The sequence below is a fragment of the Limnohabitans sp. Rim8 genome (assembly GCF_943326455.1).
Classification (GTDB): Bacteria; Pseudomonadota; Gammaproteobacteria; order Burkholderiales; family Burkholderiaceae_C; genus Limnohabitans_A.
Window position 1 is genome coordinate 50,406 of sequence record NZ_CALPTI020000020.1, and the last position, 16,892, is coordinate 67,297.

Sequence of the window (16,892 nt, forward strand, 5' to 3'; positions counted from 1 at the left end):
CCATGAGCGCGCCAGTGCCGCAAGTTCTGCCTGCGAGCGAGTTGCAAGCCCTGGACCACACACCGGTGGTGATCGTGGGTGCAGGCGCTTGTGGTCTCACGGCCGCGCTGGCCTTGACCCGCTTGGGTGTGGACTGCGTGGTGTTGGAGCGCGATGTGTTTGCAGCAGGCTCTACGGCTTTGTCTTCGGGTTTCATTCCGGCACCTGGCACGCAGGCGCAACAGGTCCAAGGCATCAGCGACAGCGTGGTGCAGTTTGCGGCTGACATTCAAGCCAAGGCCCACGGCCAAGCTGCGCCGCATTTGGTGCAAGCTTATGCCCACAGCATCGGCCCCGCCATGGATGCGCTGGCCACGCACCATGGCCTGCCCTGGCAGGTGCTGGACAACTTTTTGTACCCAGGCCACAGCGCTCACCGCATGCACGCCGTGCCCGAAAAAACCGGCGCCGGTCTGATGAGCCGCTTGCAAGCGGCAGCCGACGCCGCAGGCGTGGTGGTGCTCACGCAAGCGCAAGTGACCGAGCTGTGGGCAGACGACACGCAGCGCATTCACGGCGTGGGTTTTGTCAGGCCCGATGGTCAGATCGAGCGCATCCGTTGCGATGGGGTGCTGCTGGCTTGCAACGGTTTTGGTGGGGCCACGGCCATGGTCCAAGAGATGCTGCCCGAGATGGCCGATGCCACTTATGCAGGCCATGTTGGCAACGATGGCAGTGCGATTGCATGGGGTCAACAACTCGGCGCAGGTCTGGCCGACCTGGGCGCGTACCAAGGCCACGGCTCATGGGCGGTACCACAAGGTGCTTTGATTTCATGGGCGCTGATGATGGAAGGCGGTGTGCAGATCAACGCCCAAGGCCAACGCTTTCACGACGAAACCCAGGGCTATTCCGAAGCGGCGGTGCATGTGTTGGCGCAGCCCGGTGGTGTGGCCTGGAATGTGTTCGACGATGCGCTCCTGAATTTTGCGCAAGAGTTCCCGGACTTTGTGGCGGCGCAAGGTGCGGGTGCCGTGCAACACGCCGAAGACGCAAACGAACTGGCGCGCTTGATCGGTTGCCCGTCCGAAGCCTTGCGAGTCACTTTGCATGCGGTGGAGCCCGGCACCGATGCGGTCACGGGCCGAACTTTCCAACGCGCCTTGCAAGCCCCTTTTCATGCCATCAAGGTTACGGGCGCTTTGTTTCACACGCAGGGTGGTTTGGACATCGATGCACACACCCGAGTCTTGCGCCAAGACGGTACGCCTTTGCCCAACCTGCTGGCCGCAGGCGGCGCTGCACGGGGTGTGTCGGGCCAAGCGGTATGGGGCTATTTATCGGGCAACGGTTTGCTCAGCGCCATCGCAGGTGGTCACATTGCGGCGCATACCGCGCAACAACTTTTGAAGGACACGCCATGAGCCAGCTCAACACTTTGGCCCAGCGCCTGCAACAAGAGCAGGCCTTGCTCGCCCCCGGTGTTTACGACGCGCTCACCGCGCTGGTGGCGCAACAGGCTGGTTTCGAAGCGGTTTACCTTTCTGGTGCATCCATTGCCTACACCCGCTTGGGCCGCTCCGACATCGGTCTGACCACCGCCACCGAAGTGGCGCAGACCCTGGCCCACATCACCGACCGGGTGAACATTCCTGTGATCGTGGATGCAGACACCGGCTTTGGGAATGCGCTCAACACCCAACGCACCGTGCGCGATTTTGAACGTGCCGGGGCCGCGATGATCCAGATCGAAGACCAGACTTTCCCCAAACGCTGCGGCCACCTGGATGGCAAAGGCGTGGTGCCGGTAGCAGAGATGCAGGGCAAGCTGCGCGCCGCACTCGATGCACGGCACGACCCCAATACCCTGATTTTGGCGCGCACCGACGCGGTGGCGGTGGAGGGGCTGGATGCAGCGCTGGAGCGGGCCGAGCGCTATCTGGAATGCGGCGTCGATGCCTTGTTCATCGAAGCCCTGCGCTCGGACGAACAGATGAACCGCGCCTGCGCACAGTTTGCAAAGCGTGTGCCGCTTTTGGCCAACATGGTGGAAGGCGGCAAGACGCCGGTGCAAAGCGCGGCCGAGTTGGGTGCGCGCGGATTCAAGATCGTGATCTTTCCGGGCGGCACGGCACGGGCAGTGCTGCACACGCTTCAAGGCTACTACGCCAGCTTGCACACGCATCAGACGACCCTGCCTTGGCAGGGCCAGATGCTGGACTTCGATGGTCTGAACGCGGTCATTGAAACCCAAGAACTGTTGGATTTGGGGCAAAGTTTCGAACAGGGCCCGCCCGGCTTGAAGTGACCGGCGCGCAAGCCATCCTCAAAGGGTTTGCGGACACCAACCCATTTCAAGCCAATGCGCGTAGCCCGTTTTGAAGTGCCATGCGGTGTATTGCACGGGTGTGCCCTGCGGCAGGACCTGCTCTGTCAGGTGGTCGAGCCAAGGGCTCACAGCCCCCATGCTGCGCAGCCAATCTTGGCCTTGGCTGGATTCCATCGCCCATCCTGCAAGAGCGGCTTTGGACTGCGGCCAAGGGTGGTCAGGCAATCGGGGTCCTGACATGCGATCGTGCAAACTGCCCCAAGCCACGCCCTTCATCTGATGCCGTATTTGGCCCAATCGGTGAGTGGTCTCTTGCAAAGGCAAGGCCGTGAAGCGCAATTGCCCCAGCACATTGTCAAACCAAAAAAAAGCGCCAGGCATCGTGCGCACAAGTTCAGGCAGCAGTGCCAAACCATCGCCCGTATGCAGGTGCAATCTTCTTCCCAAGCGCCGCAGGTGTCGGCCATGTCGCGCATAAAAAAGCGGCTTGGCCCAAGGGTCGATGTCCCAGGCATGGACCTCTTCAAATTGGGCCAACCAAGCCGTGGGCAGCATCCAAGCTGCACTCGCGCCGATCAGCACCAATTGTTGGCGAGGCATGTCTTGCGCCATCAGCCAATCGGCGATCTGCGTACAAGCGGGTGCCCAGCGCGCCTGAGAGCGCCACGCACGCACATGCCAATGCCAACCGCCCGTCAAATTCATGCGGTCAATTTATGACTTTTGCAAACGTTCGTTTTGCGGAAACATGAACTTCTTGGCTTCTGCGTCCATTTCTGTCTTGAAGGTGTACTGCGCTTTAAACGCCTCGGCACGCTGAGCAGCTGGGCGCGCATTGACCAAGTCGAGCAGGCGCTTGATGTGGGGGTATTGGGTCCAAGTGGCCTCGCCTGTGCCCAACACATAGGGCAACAAACGTGCCCAGCCCCACAAAGCCATGTCCACGATGCTGTAGTGCTCGCCCAGCATGTAGGTGTGTTGGCTCAGGTGCTTTTCCAGCACGGTCCAGTGGCGGTGCGCCTCAAAGTCGTAGCGGTTCAACGCGTAGTCTTTGGGCTCTGGTGCCGCATGGCGAAAGTGCACCGATTGGCCTGAAAACGGCCCAATGCCACTGGCGATGAACATCAACCAAGACAGGGCTGCACCTCGCCCTTGGGCTTGGGCCACACTGGGTACAAACTTTTGTTCGCGGTCGGCCAAGTACAACAAGATGGCATTACTGTCGAAGACGGTGGTGTCGCCATCGGTGATGGCGGGAACCTTGGCATTGGGGTTGACTGCCAAAAAGGCGGGCTCAAATTGTTGGCCTTTGCGCGTGTCGACGGGCACGGCTTCAAAAGGCAGGCCCAGCTCTTCCAGCAGCAAGGCGATCTTCATGGGGTTGGGGGCAGCATTGAAGAAAAATTTCAGCATGATCAATCCAATTGAGGGGTGAATAACAGAGCCAACGTCAGTGTCGCTGAAACCGTTCATCTAGGGGGTGCTTAGACAGTCATTTGGGCGACTGTCGCTGGCGGGGCTTGTTGTTAATGTCCCCCTTTTTGCCTACTCCAATGACCGAGAGACTTTCGCAAATCACTTACGAGGACTTGCCATCCGAAGTACGCCCCTTGGCCGATGACATCCTCAAAGTGTCCAGTGCTGCTTTGGGTGGGCCTTACAACGCCCTGTTGCGCAGCCCCGACATGGCCCGTCGCGCTTTTGATTTTTTAGACTATTTGCGTTTTCGCACCTCGGTCAATAAGCGCCTGAACGAATTTGCCATTTTGATTCAGGCCCGTATTTCGAACGCGCAATTCGAGTGGTGGGCCCATGAGCGCATCGCACGCAAGGCGGGTTTGTCCGATGCGGTCATCCGTGACTTGCAGCAATGCCAGCGCCCCACCAGCATGCAAGCCGACGAACGCTTGGTGTACGACTACTGCGTTCAGTTGTCGCTCAATCACCGCGTGCCAGATGCTTTGTGGCAAGAGGCCGTCGCGGCCATGGGCGAACAAGCCGTGGTCGATCTCACCGTGTTGTCCGGCACTTATGTCATGGTCTCCATGCTGCTCAATGCCACTCAAGTGGGCATTCCTGACGGGGGCGAGGCCCCTTTGCAGGTGATGGACCCCCAAGACATTCGCCAGCGTTTGCTGGCTTGATCCGTTTTTCACAATCCCCAAGGAGACCGCCATGACATTCCGTTTTGTTCGCAGCGCTTTGGCCCTGATGTTGGCAGCCACGGCCTTGCATGTATCGGCACAAGACTTTCCCAATCGCGCCATCACCATGGTCATGCCCTATGCCGCCGGCGGGCCGGGTGACACCATCACCCGGGTTTTTGCCGGAGCCATGCAAAAGCACTTGGGCCAGCAAATCGTGGTGGACAACACCGCTGGAGCGTCGGGTTCCATTGGCACAGCCAAAGTGGCGCGTGCCAGACCCGATGGCTACACCTTGTTGATGATCCATGTGAGCCATGCCACCAACGTGGCCATGTACAAAGGTTTGCCTTACCACCCGGTTGACGATTTTGAGCCGATTGGCCGCGCCACCAGCGGCCCCATGGTCATCGTCACCCGCAATGATTTTCCGGCGCGCAATTTGAACGAATTTGTGGCCTACGTGAAAGCCAACGGACCCAAAGTCAGTTTGGCGCACGCGGGTGTGGGCTCGGCTTCGCACTTGTGCGGCCTCATGATGATGAATGCCCTGAACGTCAAGCTCAATGAAATCCCCTACAAAGGCACAGGCCCCGCTTTGACAGACCTGATGGGCGGCCAAGTGGACATTTTGTGCGACCAAACTTCTGGCACAGTGCCCTCGGTCAAGGGTGGCAAGATCAAGGCTTATGCCTCAGCAGGCAAGGCTCGTCTGCCCCAGTTGCCTGAAGTGCCCGCCATCACCGATGCCGGCGTAGAGGGTTTTGACATCAACATTTCATTTGGTTTGTACGCACCCAAGGGCACACCCAAACCGGTGCTCGACCAGTTGACCTCTGCGCTGCAAAAGTCGGTGACCGATCCTGAAGTGCGCCAGCGTCTTGAAGCCATGGGCATTTCGGCTGTGTCGGTTGACCAAGCGCGTCCAGAAGCTTTGCGCAACCACCTCAAAAACGAAATCGACACCCTGGGCGGTTTGTTGATCAAGGCTGGCGTCAAAGCCAATTGATACACCCGCTGCGCAAGGGCCATGGGGTCTGCGTCTCGCCTGTTCGGGAGATTTCATGATGCAAAGCTGGTGGCCCTTGCTGCTGACTCTGGTCATCCAGGCCATGGTGGCCATGGCCTTGTTGACTTTGCCAGTGATTGCACCGGTGGTCGCGCAAAATCTGCAGGTGTCTCCTGCACTTGTGGGTTTGTATGTGTCAGTCACTTACGCCGGGGCCATGGTGGCCACCTTGATGGGTGGCGCCACCGTGGCGCGCATGGGTGCCATTCGGGTGAGCCAATGGGGACTTGTGCTTTGCGCTTTGGGTTTGGCCCTGTGCGCTGTGCCTTGGTTGCCGGCCATGGTTGTGGGCGCCGTGTTCATCGGCCTGGGTTATGGCCCCATCACGCCGGCCAGCTCGCACCTGTTGGCCCGCACCACGCCCAAAGCGCAAATGTCTTTGGTGTTTTCCATCAAACAAACCGGCGTGCCTTTGGGCAGCATGTTGGCGGGCGCGATCGTGCCGCCCTTGGCTTTGCTGATCGATTGGCAGCTCAGCATGTTGGTGGTGGCCGCACTGTGCTTGGCGTGCGCCTTGGTGTCGCAGAGCTTGCGGGCCGATTTGGACAGCGACCGGCAAGCTGACCTGCACATTCGATGGGGCAGTTTGATCGACCCTATCCGCATGGTGTTGGCGCACCGAGCCTTGCTCACCATGGCCTCTTGCTCGTTCATGTTCTCGATGGTGCAGTTGTCGCTCACCACCTATTTGGTCACCTTTCTGCACGATGATTTGTCGTATGGATTGGTTGCCGCCGGCTTGGCTTTGTCCGTGACCCAGCTGGGTGGCATTGGTGGTCGTGTGGCCTGGGGTTATGTGGCCGACCGCTGGCTGGGCGCGCGGGCCATGTTGCTGCTTTTGGCCAGCATGATGGCTGTTTGTGCTTTGGGCTCTGCCTTTTTGACCACCGACACGCCGCATGGTGTGGTGATCGCCATTTTGGTCTGCTTTGGCGCGTCGGCCATTGGCTGGAACGGCGTCTATTTGGCCGAAGTGGCCCGCCGTGCGCCACCCGGCATGGCCAGCATGGCCACAGGCGGCACCTTGGCTTTCACATTTTTGGGCGTGGTGTTGGGGCCGCCCATGTTCGGTGCTTTGTCGGGTTTGTTTGGCACGTACCGTGCTGGCTTTGTGGGCCTGATGGTCATGGCCAGTGTGAGCGGTACGGTGCTTTACTTCAGTCAGCGGTCCCGTTGAATCGGGCCTTTAGCCTGCCAACAAAATCTGGTCGATCCAGTCTTGAATGGCGGGCCCGTCCATGCCGTGCGCCAGACCCAACAACATGACGATGCGCACCTTGTGCGGTGGCAGGGGTCCTGCGGTCAAGATGCCATGCTGCGCATCGGCGTACACGCTGGCCCGTGTCACGCTGCCGGTGATGAAGCGGGCGCAGCGTGCCACCAGCACGCCTTGCGCGGGCAAAGACTGCATGAAAGCACGGTAGGCCGTGGGCGTGTTGGCATTGCCCAAACCGGCATGCACAATGCCCCGCGCTCCAGCAGCCACAAAGGCCCGCATCGCGGTCTCGTCCACGCCGGCATAAGCCACCGCAATGTCCACACGCTGCCATGTCGATGGTGTTTTCCAAGCCACTGTGGGCGCACGCCCGGCTGCGCGAAACCATTGCACCGTCTGGTCAGCCACCTCGCCCACCGCACCGGCCAGTGGGCTGTCAAAAGCTTCCACACTGCTCACATGGCGTTTGCCCACCCACAGGCCAGAGTGGATGCGCCCGTTCATGACCACGAGGGTGCCGCGCCCACGCGCACCGGGGCAGGCCGCCACACTGCAGGCGTCCAGCAAATTGGCCGGACCATCGGCCGAATAAGCGGTGGCCGGGCGCATGGCCCCCACCACCACGATGGGTTTGTCACTGTCCACGCTCAGGTGCAAAAAGGTGGCGGTTTCTTCCAGCGTGTCGGTGCCGTGCGTGACCACGATGCCCGCCACAGCGGGGTTGTTCACGGCTTGCATCACGGCCGCATGCAGATCGAGCCAATGCTCGGGCCGCACGTCATAACTGGCCAGCTGAAGGGGTTGCGAGACCTCCACGTCATAGCGTTGACCCAGTTCTGGCACGGTGTCAACGACAGCGGCCAGGCTCAGGCTGGCGGGTTTGTAGTCGGTGCTGACCGATGCAGCGCTGGCAGCGCCTGCGATGGTGCCGCCCGTGCCGATCAGAGCCAATTTAAGTTTTGTCATGGTTCACGTCTCCGAAAAAATCATGTCGACACGGCCCAACACGCCGAAGTCGGCGCTGGCGCTGTCGCCAGGCTGCAGTTCAAGTGGCACCATGCAGGTGCCAGTGGTCACCACATGACCCTTTTGCAGTGTGATGCCCAGGCTCGACAGCTGGTTGGCCAGCCAGGTCAGGGCGATGCGCGGGTCGCCCAGCACGTTGCCGCCGGTACCGTCGCGGGTGTACTTCAGTTGGCTGCCATGTTGGACTTGGGCCTGCACCGGGTAGGTGCTCAAGTCCAGATCTCGCCACACATTGGGCGCGGCCGGGCCCAGCACAAAGTGTCGCGCACACGCGTTGTCGGCCAACAGTTGTGCCTCGCCTGCGGCGGTGAACGGGTTCATCCGCGAGTCTGGCACTTCCAGGGCCGGGTGCAAACGGGCTACGGCAGCCATGACTTGCTGTTGGGTATAGGGTTCAGCTTGCGGTGGCAGGTCTCGTGCCATCACAAAGGCAAATTCCGGCTCGGCCACTCGCATGCGGTTGCCCGCAGAGGGCACGGTGGAGCCGCTTTCAAACACCTGGCCAGACAACAAGCGCCCAGCCATCGGGCCGCTCACGTTGATGTGCGCTTGGCCGTTGGCGCTGGTGGCGGCAATTTTCCAGCCCACCACTTGGCGGCCAGACACGGCGGGCAGTTGGGCTTGTGCGGCATAGCCTTGCAAAACCGTGACTGGGCGACAGGTCTCGGGCAAACTGCTCAGCACTTGGCCCGATTGCCAATGGGCCCAGATCTGGCGTGCAGACTCGGAAGCTTTTTCGCAGGTCAAAGAGGTGTGATCGTTCATGGCTTAATTGTGAGCGCATCCGCCGGGTTTGCGCACAGGATTGCGTGTATAATTTCGGGCTAAATGGCCATGGCCATCAATCACGGTGATATAGCTCAGTTGGTTAGAGCGCAGCATTCATAATGCTGATGTCGGTGGTTCAAATCCACCTATCACCACCAAATTTCAAAGCCTGCAGTTCAACGACTGCGGGCTTTTTGGTTTTCTGCCCCCGCACTTTCACCTGCCCACAATGAGTGCGCAAGTCCTTTGCCCTGCTAAACCTTCCCCTCTGCGTTAAGGTCAATACATGAACAAGCAATCTTGGACGCATGGTTTGAAGCTGGGTATACGTCAGCTGTGGCGAGACTTGCGTGCGGGCGAGTTGCGCCTGTTGATGCTGTCGGTGGCGCTGGCCGTGGCGGCTTTGACGGCGGTGGGGTTTTTGGCCGATCGCATGCAGTCGGGTCTGTGGCGCGATGCCCGGCAGCTCTTGGGTGGCGATGCGGTGGTGGTGAGCGACCAGCGCACCCCGGAGGCTTTTGTGCGCCAAGCCCAAGCGGTGGGCTTGCAAACCAACACCAATGTGAGCTTTCCCACCATGGCGCGAGCCATCAGCGGGCCGAACACCAGCAACCCTTCTGTATCTTCTGCCGCATCGGCCACACTTGGTTCAGCTGACACGCCACCTGCCACCCGCTTGGTGGCCCTCAAAGCGGTGGAGTCCGGCTATCCCTTGCGCGGTCGCTTAGAAATTGCAGGGCAAGCAGCGGCCACCATTCCGATTGAGGGCGAGGTCTGGGTGGACTCAGCTTTGCTCGAGGCGCTCAATGTGCAGGTCGGAGACATGTTGGGCCTGGGCAACCGCAATCTGCGCATTGCCGCCACCATCACCCGTGAGCCCGACCGAGGTGCCGGGTTCATGGCTTTTGCACCCCGCGTGATGATGAACCAGGCCGATTTGGCATCGACCGCTTTGGTGCAACCGGCCAGCCGTGTGAGCTGGCGCATGGCGGTGGCCGGCAGTGATGCGGCTGTGGGTCAGTTTTTGCCTTGGGCGCGTGCAGAAGTCGATAAGCCCGAGGTGCGTGGCGTCAAAGTCGAGTCACTTGAAAGCGGTCGCCCTGAAATGCGACAGACCTTGGACCGTGCCTCGCAATTTTTGAATTTGGTGGCTTTGTTGGCGGCCTTGCTGTGCGCTGTGGCCGTGGCTTTGGCGGCGCGCAGTTTTGCCGAGCGCCAACTCGACGCATGTGCTTTGCTGAGGGTTTTGGGTCAAAGCCAGCGCACACTTACTTTGAGTTATGGCCTGGAGTTTTTGGGCGCGGGCGTGGTCGCCAGCGTGTTGGGGGTGTTGGCCGGTTATGCCGTGCATTTGGGCTTTGTGTTTTTGTTGGCTGGCTTGGTTGAGGCCAATTTGCCCAGCGCCAGTTGGCAGCCCGCCCTGATGGGTTTGGCCATGGGCTTGACCTTGCTCGTGGCCTTTGGCTTGCCACCGGTGTTGCAGTTGGCCAAGGTGCCGCCGCTGCGCGTGATCCGGCGTGACTTGGGCCAAGTGCAGGTGCAATCAGGCTTGGTTTTGGCGATGGGTTTGATCGGCTTTGCGATGACTTTGCTCATGGTCAGCCGTAACTTGACCTTGGGATTGATCACGGTGGGCGGTTTTGCGCTGGCGCTGGTGGTGTTTGCCGCGTTGGCTGCTGCGGCTTTGTGGGTGCTGCGCCGCTCGGTACCCGACGAATCAGCCCCCCGTTGGCTGCGCTTGGCCACACGCCAAGTGGCGGCACGGCCCGTGTTTGCCGTGGTGCAGGTCAGTGCTTTGTCGGTCGGTTTGCTGGCGCTGGCTTTGTTGGTTCTGCTGCGCACCGACCTGATCGCCAGTTGGCGCCAAGCCACCCCGGTGAACGCGCCCGACCGGTTTGTCATCAACGTGCAGCCTGAGCAGGCCGAGCCGTTTTTGGCGCACTTGAAAAATGCCGGCGTCCAGAATCCCGACTGGTTCCCCATGATCCGGGGTCGTTTGGTGGCCATCAACGGCCGCGTTCTGGGGCCAGATGATTTGGAAGCCGATCGCGGGAAGCGGTTTTTGGACCGCGAGATCAACCTCTCGCACAGCGCCGAGCTGCCCACACACAACCCCTTGGTGGCAGGACGCTGGCAATCCGAAGAGTTGGGTGGTGTGAGCGTGGAAGAGGGCATCGCCAAAGCGCTGGGGGTCAAGCTCGGCGATCTTTTGGGTTTTGACATCGCTGGGCAAGCCCACGAGGCCCGCGTGACCTCGCTGCGCAAAGTGGACTGGGGCTCGATGCGGGCCAATTTCTTCATGCTGTTCCCGGTCTCCAGCATGCCGGATTTGCCCATGACCTACATGGCTGCTTTTCAGTCACCGCAAGGCGTGCCTAATTTTGAAAACGCCATGGTCAACGAGTTTCCCAACATCACCAGTGTGGACATGCGCAGCACGCTGGCGCAGGTGCAACGGGTGATGGACCAGGTCATCCGGGCGGTGGAGTTTTTGTTTGCCTTCACCTTGGCTGCAGGCCTGATGGTGCTCTTGGCCGCCGTGGGTGCCAGCCGCCAAGCGCGTGAGCGCGAGTACGCCATCATGCGGGCGCTGGGCGCAGGCCGCAGCCTTTTGGCCCAGGTACAGCGCACCGAGCTCTTGGGCATTGGGTGCTTGGCCGGCTTCATGGCCAGCGCCATGGCTTTGGCCGTAGGCTGGGCTTTGGCGCGTTATGCGTTTGAGTTCGCCTGGCAGGCTCCTTTGTGGGTTCCGCTGGTGGGTGGCCTGACCGGGGCTTTGCTGGCTTGGGGTGCAGGCAGCCTGAGTTTGGCTGGCGTTTTGCGCCAGCCAGTGGTTCAGACACTGCGCCAAGCTGCGCAGTGATCCCGTTGGCTCCGGGCCCTTTGCAACACTGCACAATTGAGCTTTATGAACATTGAAGACAAGCCCCCGTTCGACACGCCATTTGCCTGGATCGGTGGCGAGGCCGTTGTGCGCGCCTTGGCCGATCGCTTTTATGACCTGATGGACATGGAGCCTGGCTTCAAAGCGCTGCGTGACGCCCATGGCAGCACCCTGGACGGCGCGCGTGACAAACTGTTTTGGTTTTTGTGCGGCTGGCTGGGTGGGCCCGAGCACTACACCGAGCGTTTTGGCCACCCGCGTTTGCGCATGCGCCACATGCCGTTTTCCATTGGGGTGCTCGAGCGTGACCAGTGGCTCGCCTGCATGGACCAGGCCATGACCGAGCTCAACGTCGATACCGTGCTGCGTGAGCGCTTGAACGCCAGCTTTTTCAAAACCGCCGATTGGATGCGCAACCAAGGCGCTTGACGCGCCCGGGCTGTGAGTGCGCTTTGCCCCAGCCCCTGAATGCACAGCCCGGAGCCCTTTTGTGAAAATCAATGCGCTGCAAGACTTGAAAAAAGTTCGGCAACAACTGGCCGAGGCCCAGGCGCAGGCGCAAGCGCTGGCCGAAGCGCGTGCGCTGGCGGCCAAGCAGCTTGAGGCTGAAAGCCATTTGTTTGTCCGTGCCGTGGGCGCTGTGCAACGTTTGCCTGACCACGACCAAGTCAGCTTGACCGGGCCGAGTCCGGCGCCCATTGCCCACCAACGCCAGTTGGACAACGAAGCGGTGCTGCGCGATTGCCTGAGTGACGAATTTGATGCCAGCACCTTGCTCGACACCGACGACGCCCTGAGCTTTCGCCGTCCGGGGATTGGGCGAGACGTGATCCACAAATTGCGCAAGGGCGACTGGTCCATTCAGCGCGAGATCGACCTGCACGGTTTACGCAGCGATGAAGCGCGCATGGCATTGGCCGAGTTCATCCGCCAGGCGCACCGCCAGGGTTTGCGCTGTTTGCGTGTGGTGCATGGCAAGGGACTGGGCTCTCCTGGCAAAACCCCGGTGCTCAAGTCCAAGGTGCACAGCTGGTTGGTGCAAAAAAACCAAGTCATGGCCTTTGTTCAGGCCAAGCCTGCCGAGGGGGGCGCCGGTGCTTTGGTCGTGTTGCTCAAGTCAGGTGTTTGAAGCGCGCTTGGCCGATCTTGAGGCCTGATTCACAGACTGGGCCACTGGCCTGGCGCACGGGTGGTGGGCACGTTCAAGCGCCATTGGCTCAGCAGCGCCGGGATCGTCAAGCGCAGACGCAGCATGCGCTTGTCGCGTGCGACCCAGGCCGTCAGTTGGCGCTCTTGGCCCATCAAGGCGGGCAGTTCATCAAGTTTGCTCAGGCGCCAACTGCCGCCTTGGCCTTTGGCACCCACCTCCAAGCCCAGCCATTCGTCGCCAGCGGCCAGGCCTGCTGTTTCGGCCGCGCTGCCGCGCAACACCGCTTTGACCTGCACGCTGCCTGCACCTTCACCCACCCTCAGGCCCAGCCGCTGCGCCATGGGTGCCGCCTCGTCGTCCATTTGGATGCCCTGCGCTTCAAGCAACTCGCGCAAAGGCAGTTCTTGTGTGCTGTGCACCCAAGCCTCAATTTCTGCTTGCCAGCTGCGGCCGGTGAGGGCTTGCAACTCGTCCAGCAAGTCTTGCTCGCGCATCGGTCCAGCTTGGCAGCGTTTCCAAAGACCGCGCATCACGGTGTCGAGCGTGATCCCTTCGGTCTTGAATTCGCGGCGCAGCGTCAAATCGAGGCACAGTGCCACCAGCGAGCCCTTGGTGTAGTAACTCACTGTGGCGTTGGGCGTGTTTTCGTCTTGGCGGTAGTACTTGACCCAGGCGTCAAAGCTGGCTTGCGCCACGCTTTGCACAAGGCGGCCCGGCGTTTGCTGCACCTGTGCGATGGCTTTGCCCAGCAACTGCAGGTAGGTGCCGTCGTCGATCAGGCCCGCGCGGCGCAGCAAGATGTCGTCGTAATAGCTGGTGAAGCCCTCAAAGAACCACAGCAGCTTTGTGAAGTTTTCTTGGGTGTAGTCGTACCGGGCAAACGCATCGGGGCGCAGCTGCTTGACGTTCCAAGTGTGGAAATACTCGTGGCTGATCAGGCCCAGCAAGGTGGTGTAGCCCTCGCTGGTTTTGGGGCCGTTGGGGCGGGGTAAATCACTGCGTTTGCAAATCAGTGCGGTGCTGTTGCGGTGCTCCAGCCCGCCATAGCCGTCATGCACAGCGTTCAGCATGAACAGGTAATTTTTATGGGGTGCTTTTTTGCCCGCGGCCTTGCCCGATCCGTGCCAAAACGCGATGGCTGCTTCGCAGATTTTTTGGGTGTCGGCCAACAGGCGCTCACCGTCGAAAGAGGGCAGGGCGCCAGCCACCACAAAGCGGTGCGGCACGCCACAGGCCACAAAACTGCCGCTCCAAAACGCACCCAGCTCAACCGGGCAGTCGACCAGTTCGTCGTAGTTCAGGGCTTGGTAAAGACCAAAGCCTTTTTTGTCTGTCTTGACCGCTGCCAAGCCGGTGGCGGCCTGCCAGTCGGGTTGACTTTTGACGGCAGTCAGCAGCAGTTGGTGAGGCGCATCTTCTTGGCCATGCACGCGCAGGCACACGCTGGTGCCATTGAAAAATCCGCGCTGGCTGTCCAGCCAAGCGGTGCGCACCGAATTGTCAAAGGCATACACCTCGTAACTCAGCACCAAAGGCTGTCCTATCTTGCAGGCGATGTCCCAGGTGCATTTGTCACGTTGGGTGATGGTGGCGGGACGGCGGCCTTGTTTGGCGCTCAGGTTTTGCAGATTTTTAGAAAACTCACGCACCAGATAACTGCCCGGAATCCACACCGGCAGAGACACGGTTTGTGTGGCTTGTGGCTCGGCGATCGTCAAGCTGATGCGGAACAAATGCGCATGCAGGTCGGCGGCTTCAACGGTGTAGTGGAGGGCGGTCATGTTGCACCTGCTGCCAAGAAGCAACTCAGGCAGGCCACGGTCGTCAGCTGCAAGCGCATGGGCAGCCAAGGCGCCAGACCCGCAGCAGGCCAAGTGCGGCGGTCCATCACATAGCAACCGATCAGCACAAAACCCAACAGAGGCAAGCCGGCAAAGGCGGGCATCATCACGCCCACCCAGGCCAGCAGCGAAGGCGCAACGCCCCAAGTGAAGTGGATGCGCGGTGCATTGGGCACGATCAGTGCATTTCGAAAGCCCACGCCCCAATGGATGCCGCCTAAAAATGACACGATCACCGCGCCATAGCCTTGCATGGCCAGCGCCACATACGGGTGCAAGTCGGGCCCCACCAGCCACAGGCACAAGCCCAAAAATACAAACGGGATCAGCCCGGCATAGCCCATTTTTCGGATCAATCGCCAGGTGGCGTCTTCGGTGTGTGGCGTGTTCATTTGATGTCACTCAGAATTTTTTCGACCTGGGCCATGGGCACGGCGCCCGGGATCCGAGTGCCATCGGCAAACAACAACAAAGGCGTGCCCGTGATGCGGTTCTTTTGGCCAAAGGCCACGATGGTGTCAATGGCCGAGGTGTCGCAATTGGCGGTGGGCGGTGTGGTGCCGCCGATCATCCAGTTATTCCACACCTTGGCCTTGTCTTTGGCACACCACACGTTGTTGGATTTGGTGCGCGAGTCTTCGCCCAAGATGGGATAAAGAAAGTGGTAAATGGTCACGTTGTCCAGTTTTTGCAAGTCTTTTTCAAAGCGCTTGCAAAAGCCGCAGTTGGGGTCGGCAAACACCGCCAGTTTGCGCTTGCCATTGCCACGCACTTGGGTGATGGCGGCCTTGAGGGGCAGTTGGTCAAAACCAATGGCAGAAAGTTTGTCTACGCGCTCTTCGGTCAAATTGCGCCGTTGTCGCACGTCGATCAGGGCACCTTGGATCAGGAAGTTGCCTTCGGCGTCGCTGTACATCACTTCGTTGCCCATGCGGATTTCGAACAAGCCGTTCATGGGGGTTTTGCTGACCTCGTCAATTTTGGGCAAATTGGACAGGCGCTCGCTCAGGTTTTTGCGAATCGTGGCTTCTTGGGCCATGACGTTGGCCATGCTGCCCAAAGACAGCGCAGCAGCGACCAGCATCATGGCCAACTTGGGAAGGGCAAACTTCATCTGGGGCTTTCAGGTTCAAAAAAGAAATGGACTGGGTTGACCGGACTCTTCAGCCGTCGGCGCGGTCAGCGCTTTGCCCCATCGCGCGTCGCGTCATCCAATGCTTCAAGGGACCGCTGCGGTCAAAGCCGCGCATGCCCCAATTGCGAAGGTTCTGCCAGACCGGGCCGGGCTGGGCAAACAGGCGCTGAAGACCATCGGTCACCAGGCCCATGGCTTGCACGTCTGCCTGGCGTGCGCGTTCGTAGCGGCGCAGCAATTTCAGGTCGTGCAGGGGACGCCAAAATTCTTTGGCATGGATCACCCGGACCAATTCGGCCACATCGGCCAAGCCGATGTTCAGGCCTTGCCCGGCCAAGGGATGCAGGCTGTGGGCTGCGTCGCCTGCCAATGCAAAAGATTGTTTGACCACGCCGGGCATGGGGCCGATCCAGCGTTCGGCGCGTGCCAGTTGCAGCGGCCAAACGGCACGTTCGGCCGACAGTTGCATGCCTCCTAAGCTGTTCTGGCATGCCGTGGCCAACGTCAACGCAAAGTCTTTGGCCGACATGGCCATCAGTTCTTGGGCCCGCAGCGGGTGCACCGACCACACCAGCGCGACTTCGCGCCCGCCTTCGCCGCCCATGGGCAACAGCGCCAACACTTCGGCTTGTGGCTGGGTCAGGCCTGGTGCAGCGCACCAGCCAAACCATTGCCGGGCGATGCCTTCGTGCGCCCGTTCGCACAGCAAACGAGTGGCCACGGCGTGTTGTGGGTAGTGGGTGATGTCAAAGCCCACACCCAGTTCGGCGCGGGTCTGGCTGGTGCGGCCTTCGCAGACGACGGTGAGCGGTGCAGCCACCGGGGCTTGCACCACTTGAATATGGGGCTGGAACTGCACGGCCTGCATCAACAGCGTTTCCAGTGCGGGCACGTCCACCATCCAATTGAGTTGCCCCACCCCTTGTTCTTGGGCGCCAAAACTCAGCTGCCCGCCTTGGTCACCCCAAACCTGCATTTGGTGCACGGGCGTCACCGCGGGAGGCTCGGGCCAGCAACGCAGGTCTTGCAGCAAGGCCTTGGCTGCGCCATTGAGGGAATAGGCGCGCACGTCGGGGGCGGTGTTGGGCTGGGGAAATTCGACCAAAGCCACGTTCAGCCGTTCGCGGGCCAGCAACAAGGCCAAAGTGCGGCCCACGATGCCGGCGCCACGGATGCAAATGTCAGGGGGAGAAGCCATGCGCGCATTGTAAGGATGCGGCCCAACGCGCTGGGCCGCCGGGGACTTTGGTGGTGATGGTTCAAAGGCGTGTGGGTCACGGGTGTGGGACAGCTGCCCTGCCTTGGGGCCGAGCCGTTAAAATCGACGGTCAATGTTCGAATCTCTCCCCGA

The 16,892-nt window shown here is 60.6% G+C and carries 16 protein-coding genes and 1 tRNA gene; 9 read left to right on the top strand and 8 right to left on the bottom strand.

Annotation, left to right across the window (positions count from 1 at the left end):
- Positions 1–2: 2 nt before the first annotated feature.
- Together Q1M54_RS12730 and Q1M54_RS12735 are read left to right on the top strand one after the other, a co-directional pair.
- Positions 3–1,403, top strand: a complete 1,401-nt coding sequence (locus Q1M54_RS12730; RefSeq protein WP_300557776.1) for an FAD-dependent oxidoreductase — start codon at positions 3–5, stop codon at positions 1,401–1,403.
- A complete protein-coding gene (locus Q1M54_RS12735) occupies positions 1,400–2,287 on the top strand; it encodes an isocitrate lyase/PEP mutase family protein (protein ID WP_300557778.1) in 888 nt (295 codons plus the stop codon). Before Q1M54_RS12730 ends, Q1M54_RS12735 begins: the two co-directional genes overlap by 4 nt.
- A gap of 18 nt (positions 2,288–2,305) precedes the next feature.
- On the opposite strand, the gene Q1M54_RS12740 is transcribed toward Q1M54_RS12735, so the two are convergent.
- On the bottom strand, positions 2,306–3,013 hold the full coding sequence (locus Q1M54_RS12740; RefSeq protein WP_300557780.1) for a hypothetical protein: 708 nt from the start codon (positions 3,011–3,013) through the stop codon (positions 2,306–2,308).
- A gap of 9 nt (positions 3,014–3,022) precedes the next feature.
- Positions 3,023–3,721, bottom strand: a complete 699-nt coding sequence (locus tag Q1M54_RS12745; protein WP_300557782.1) for a glutathione S-transferase N-terminal domain-containing protein — start codon at positions 3,719–3,721, stop codon at positions 3,023–3,025.
- A gap of 140 nt (positions 3,722–3,861) precedes the next feature.
- On the opposite strand from Q1M54_RS12745, the gene Q1M54_RS12750 reads away from it, so the two are divergent.
- The 3 genes from Q1M54_RS12750 to Q1M54_RS12760 are packed head-to-tail and all read left to right on the top strand — an operon-like array spanning position 3,862 to position 6,698.
- A complete protein-coding gene (locus Q1M54_RS12750; protein WP_300557784.1) occupies positions 3,862–4,452 on the top strand; it encodes a carboxymuconolactone decarboxylase family protein in 591 nt (196 codons plus the stop codon).
- A gap of 31 nt (positions 4,453–4,483) precedes the next feature.
- Entirely contained in the window at positions 4,484–5,461 is a 978-nt protein-coding gene (locus Q1M54_RS12755; protein WP_300557786.1) for a tripartite tricarboxylate transporter substrate-binding protein, read from the top strand.
- A gap of 58 nt (positions 5,462–5,519) precedes the next feature.
- Positions 5,520–6,698, top strand: a complete 1,179-nt coding sequence (locus Q1M54_RS12760) for an MFS transporter (RefSeq protein WP_300557788.1) — start codon at positions 5,520–5,522, stop codon at positions 6,696–6,698.
- A gap of 9 nt (positions 6,699–6,707) precedes the next feature.
- Here Q1M54_RS12760 and Q1M54_RS12765 read toward each other — a convergent pair whose 3' ends face one another.
- On the bottom strand, positions 6,708–7,703 hold the full coding sequence (locus tag Q1M54_RS12765; RefSeq protein WP_300557790.1) for an asparaginase: 996 nt from the start codon (positions 7,701–7,703) through the stop codon (positions 6,708–6,710).
- Between the two features lie 3 nt (positions 7,704–7,706).
- A complete protein-coding gene (locus Q1M54_RS12770) occupies positions 7,707–8,528 on the bottom strand; it encodes a fumarylacetoacetate hydrolase family protein (protein WP_300557792.1) in 822 nt (273 codons plus the stop codon).
- Between the two features lie 84 nt (positions 8,529–8,612).
- Here Q1M54_RS12770 and Q1M54_RS12775 point away from each other — a divergent pair.
- The 4 genes from Q1M54_RS12775 to Q1M54_RS12790 all read left to right on the top strand — a co-directional run bounded on the left by Q1M54_RS12775 (position 8,613) and on the right by Q1M54_RS12790 (position 12,544).
- A tRNA-Met gene (locus Q1M54_RS12775) sits at positions 8,613–8,689 on the top strand.
- A gap of 128 nt (positions 8,690–8,817) precedes the next feature.
- Positions 8,818–11,394: an FtsX-like permease family protein gene (locus Q1M54_RS12780; protein WP_300557794.1), complete on the top strand. Its 2,577-nt coding sequence runs from the start codon at positions 8,818–8,820 to the stop codon at positions 11,392–11,394.
- 45 nt (positions 11,395–11,439) lie between these two features.
- Positions 11,440–11,844 (top strand): group II truncated hemoglobin, encoded by a 405-nt coding sequence (locus Q1M54_RS12785; protein WP_300557796.1) that lies wholly within the window; start codon positions 11,440–11,442, stop codon positions 11,842–11,844.
- A 61-nt stretch (positions 11,845–11,905) separates the two neighbouring features.
- The gene (locus Q1M54_RS12790) at positions 11,906–12,544 is read left to right on the top strand and encodes a Smr/MutS family protein (RefSeq protein WP_300557798.1); all 639 of its coding nucleotides are present in this window, start codon (positions 11,906–11,908) and stop codon (positions 12,542–12,544) included.
- A gap of 29 nt (positions 12,545–12,573) precedes the next feature.
- On the opposite strand, the gene Q1M54_RS12795 is transcribed toward Q1M54_RS12790, so the two are convergent.
- Genes Q1M54_RS12795 through Q1M54_RS12810 form a run of 4 tightly spaced genes read right to left on the bottom strand, consistent with a single transcriptional unit; the run spans position 12,574 to position 16,739 of the window.
- Complete coding sequence (locus Q1M54_RS12795) at positions 12,574–14,346, bottom strand: peptidase M61 (protein ID WP_300557800.1); 1,773 nt, start codon at positions 14,344–14,346, stop codon at positions 12,574–12,576.
- Positions 14,343–14,798 carry a DUF3429 domain-containing protein gene (locus tag Q1M54_RS12800; RefSeq protein ID WP_300557802.1) on the bottom strand — a complete coding sequence of 152 codons (456 nt, stop codon included), beginning with the start codon at positions 14,796–14,798 and terminating at the stop codon, positions 14,343–14,345. Before Q1M54_RS12800 ends, Q1M54_RS12795 begins: the two co-directional genes overlap by 4 nt.
- Positions 14,795–15,520 (bottom strand): DsbC family protein, encoded by a 726-nt coding sequence (locus Q1M54_RS12805; protein WP_300557804.1) that lies wholly within the window; start codon positions 15,518–15,520, stop codon positions 14,795–14,797. Before Q1M54_RS12805 ends, Q1M54_RS12800 begins: the two co-directional genes overlap by 4 nt.
- 49 nt (positions 15,521–15,569) lie before the next feature.
- Positions 15,570–16,739, bottom strand: coding sequence for an FAD-dependent monooxygenase (locus Q1M54_RS12810; protein ID WP_300557806.1), 1,170 nt, complete (start codon positions 16,737–16,739; stop codon positions 15,570–15,572).
- Between the last annotated feature and the right edge of the window lie 153 nt (positions 16,740–16,892).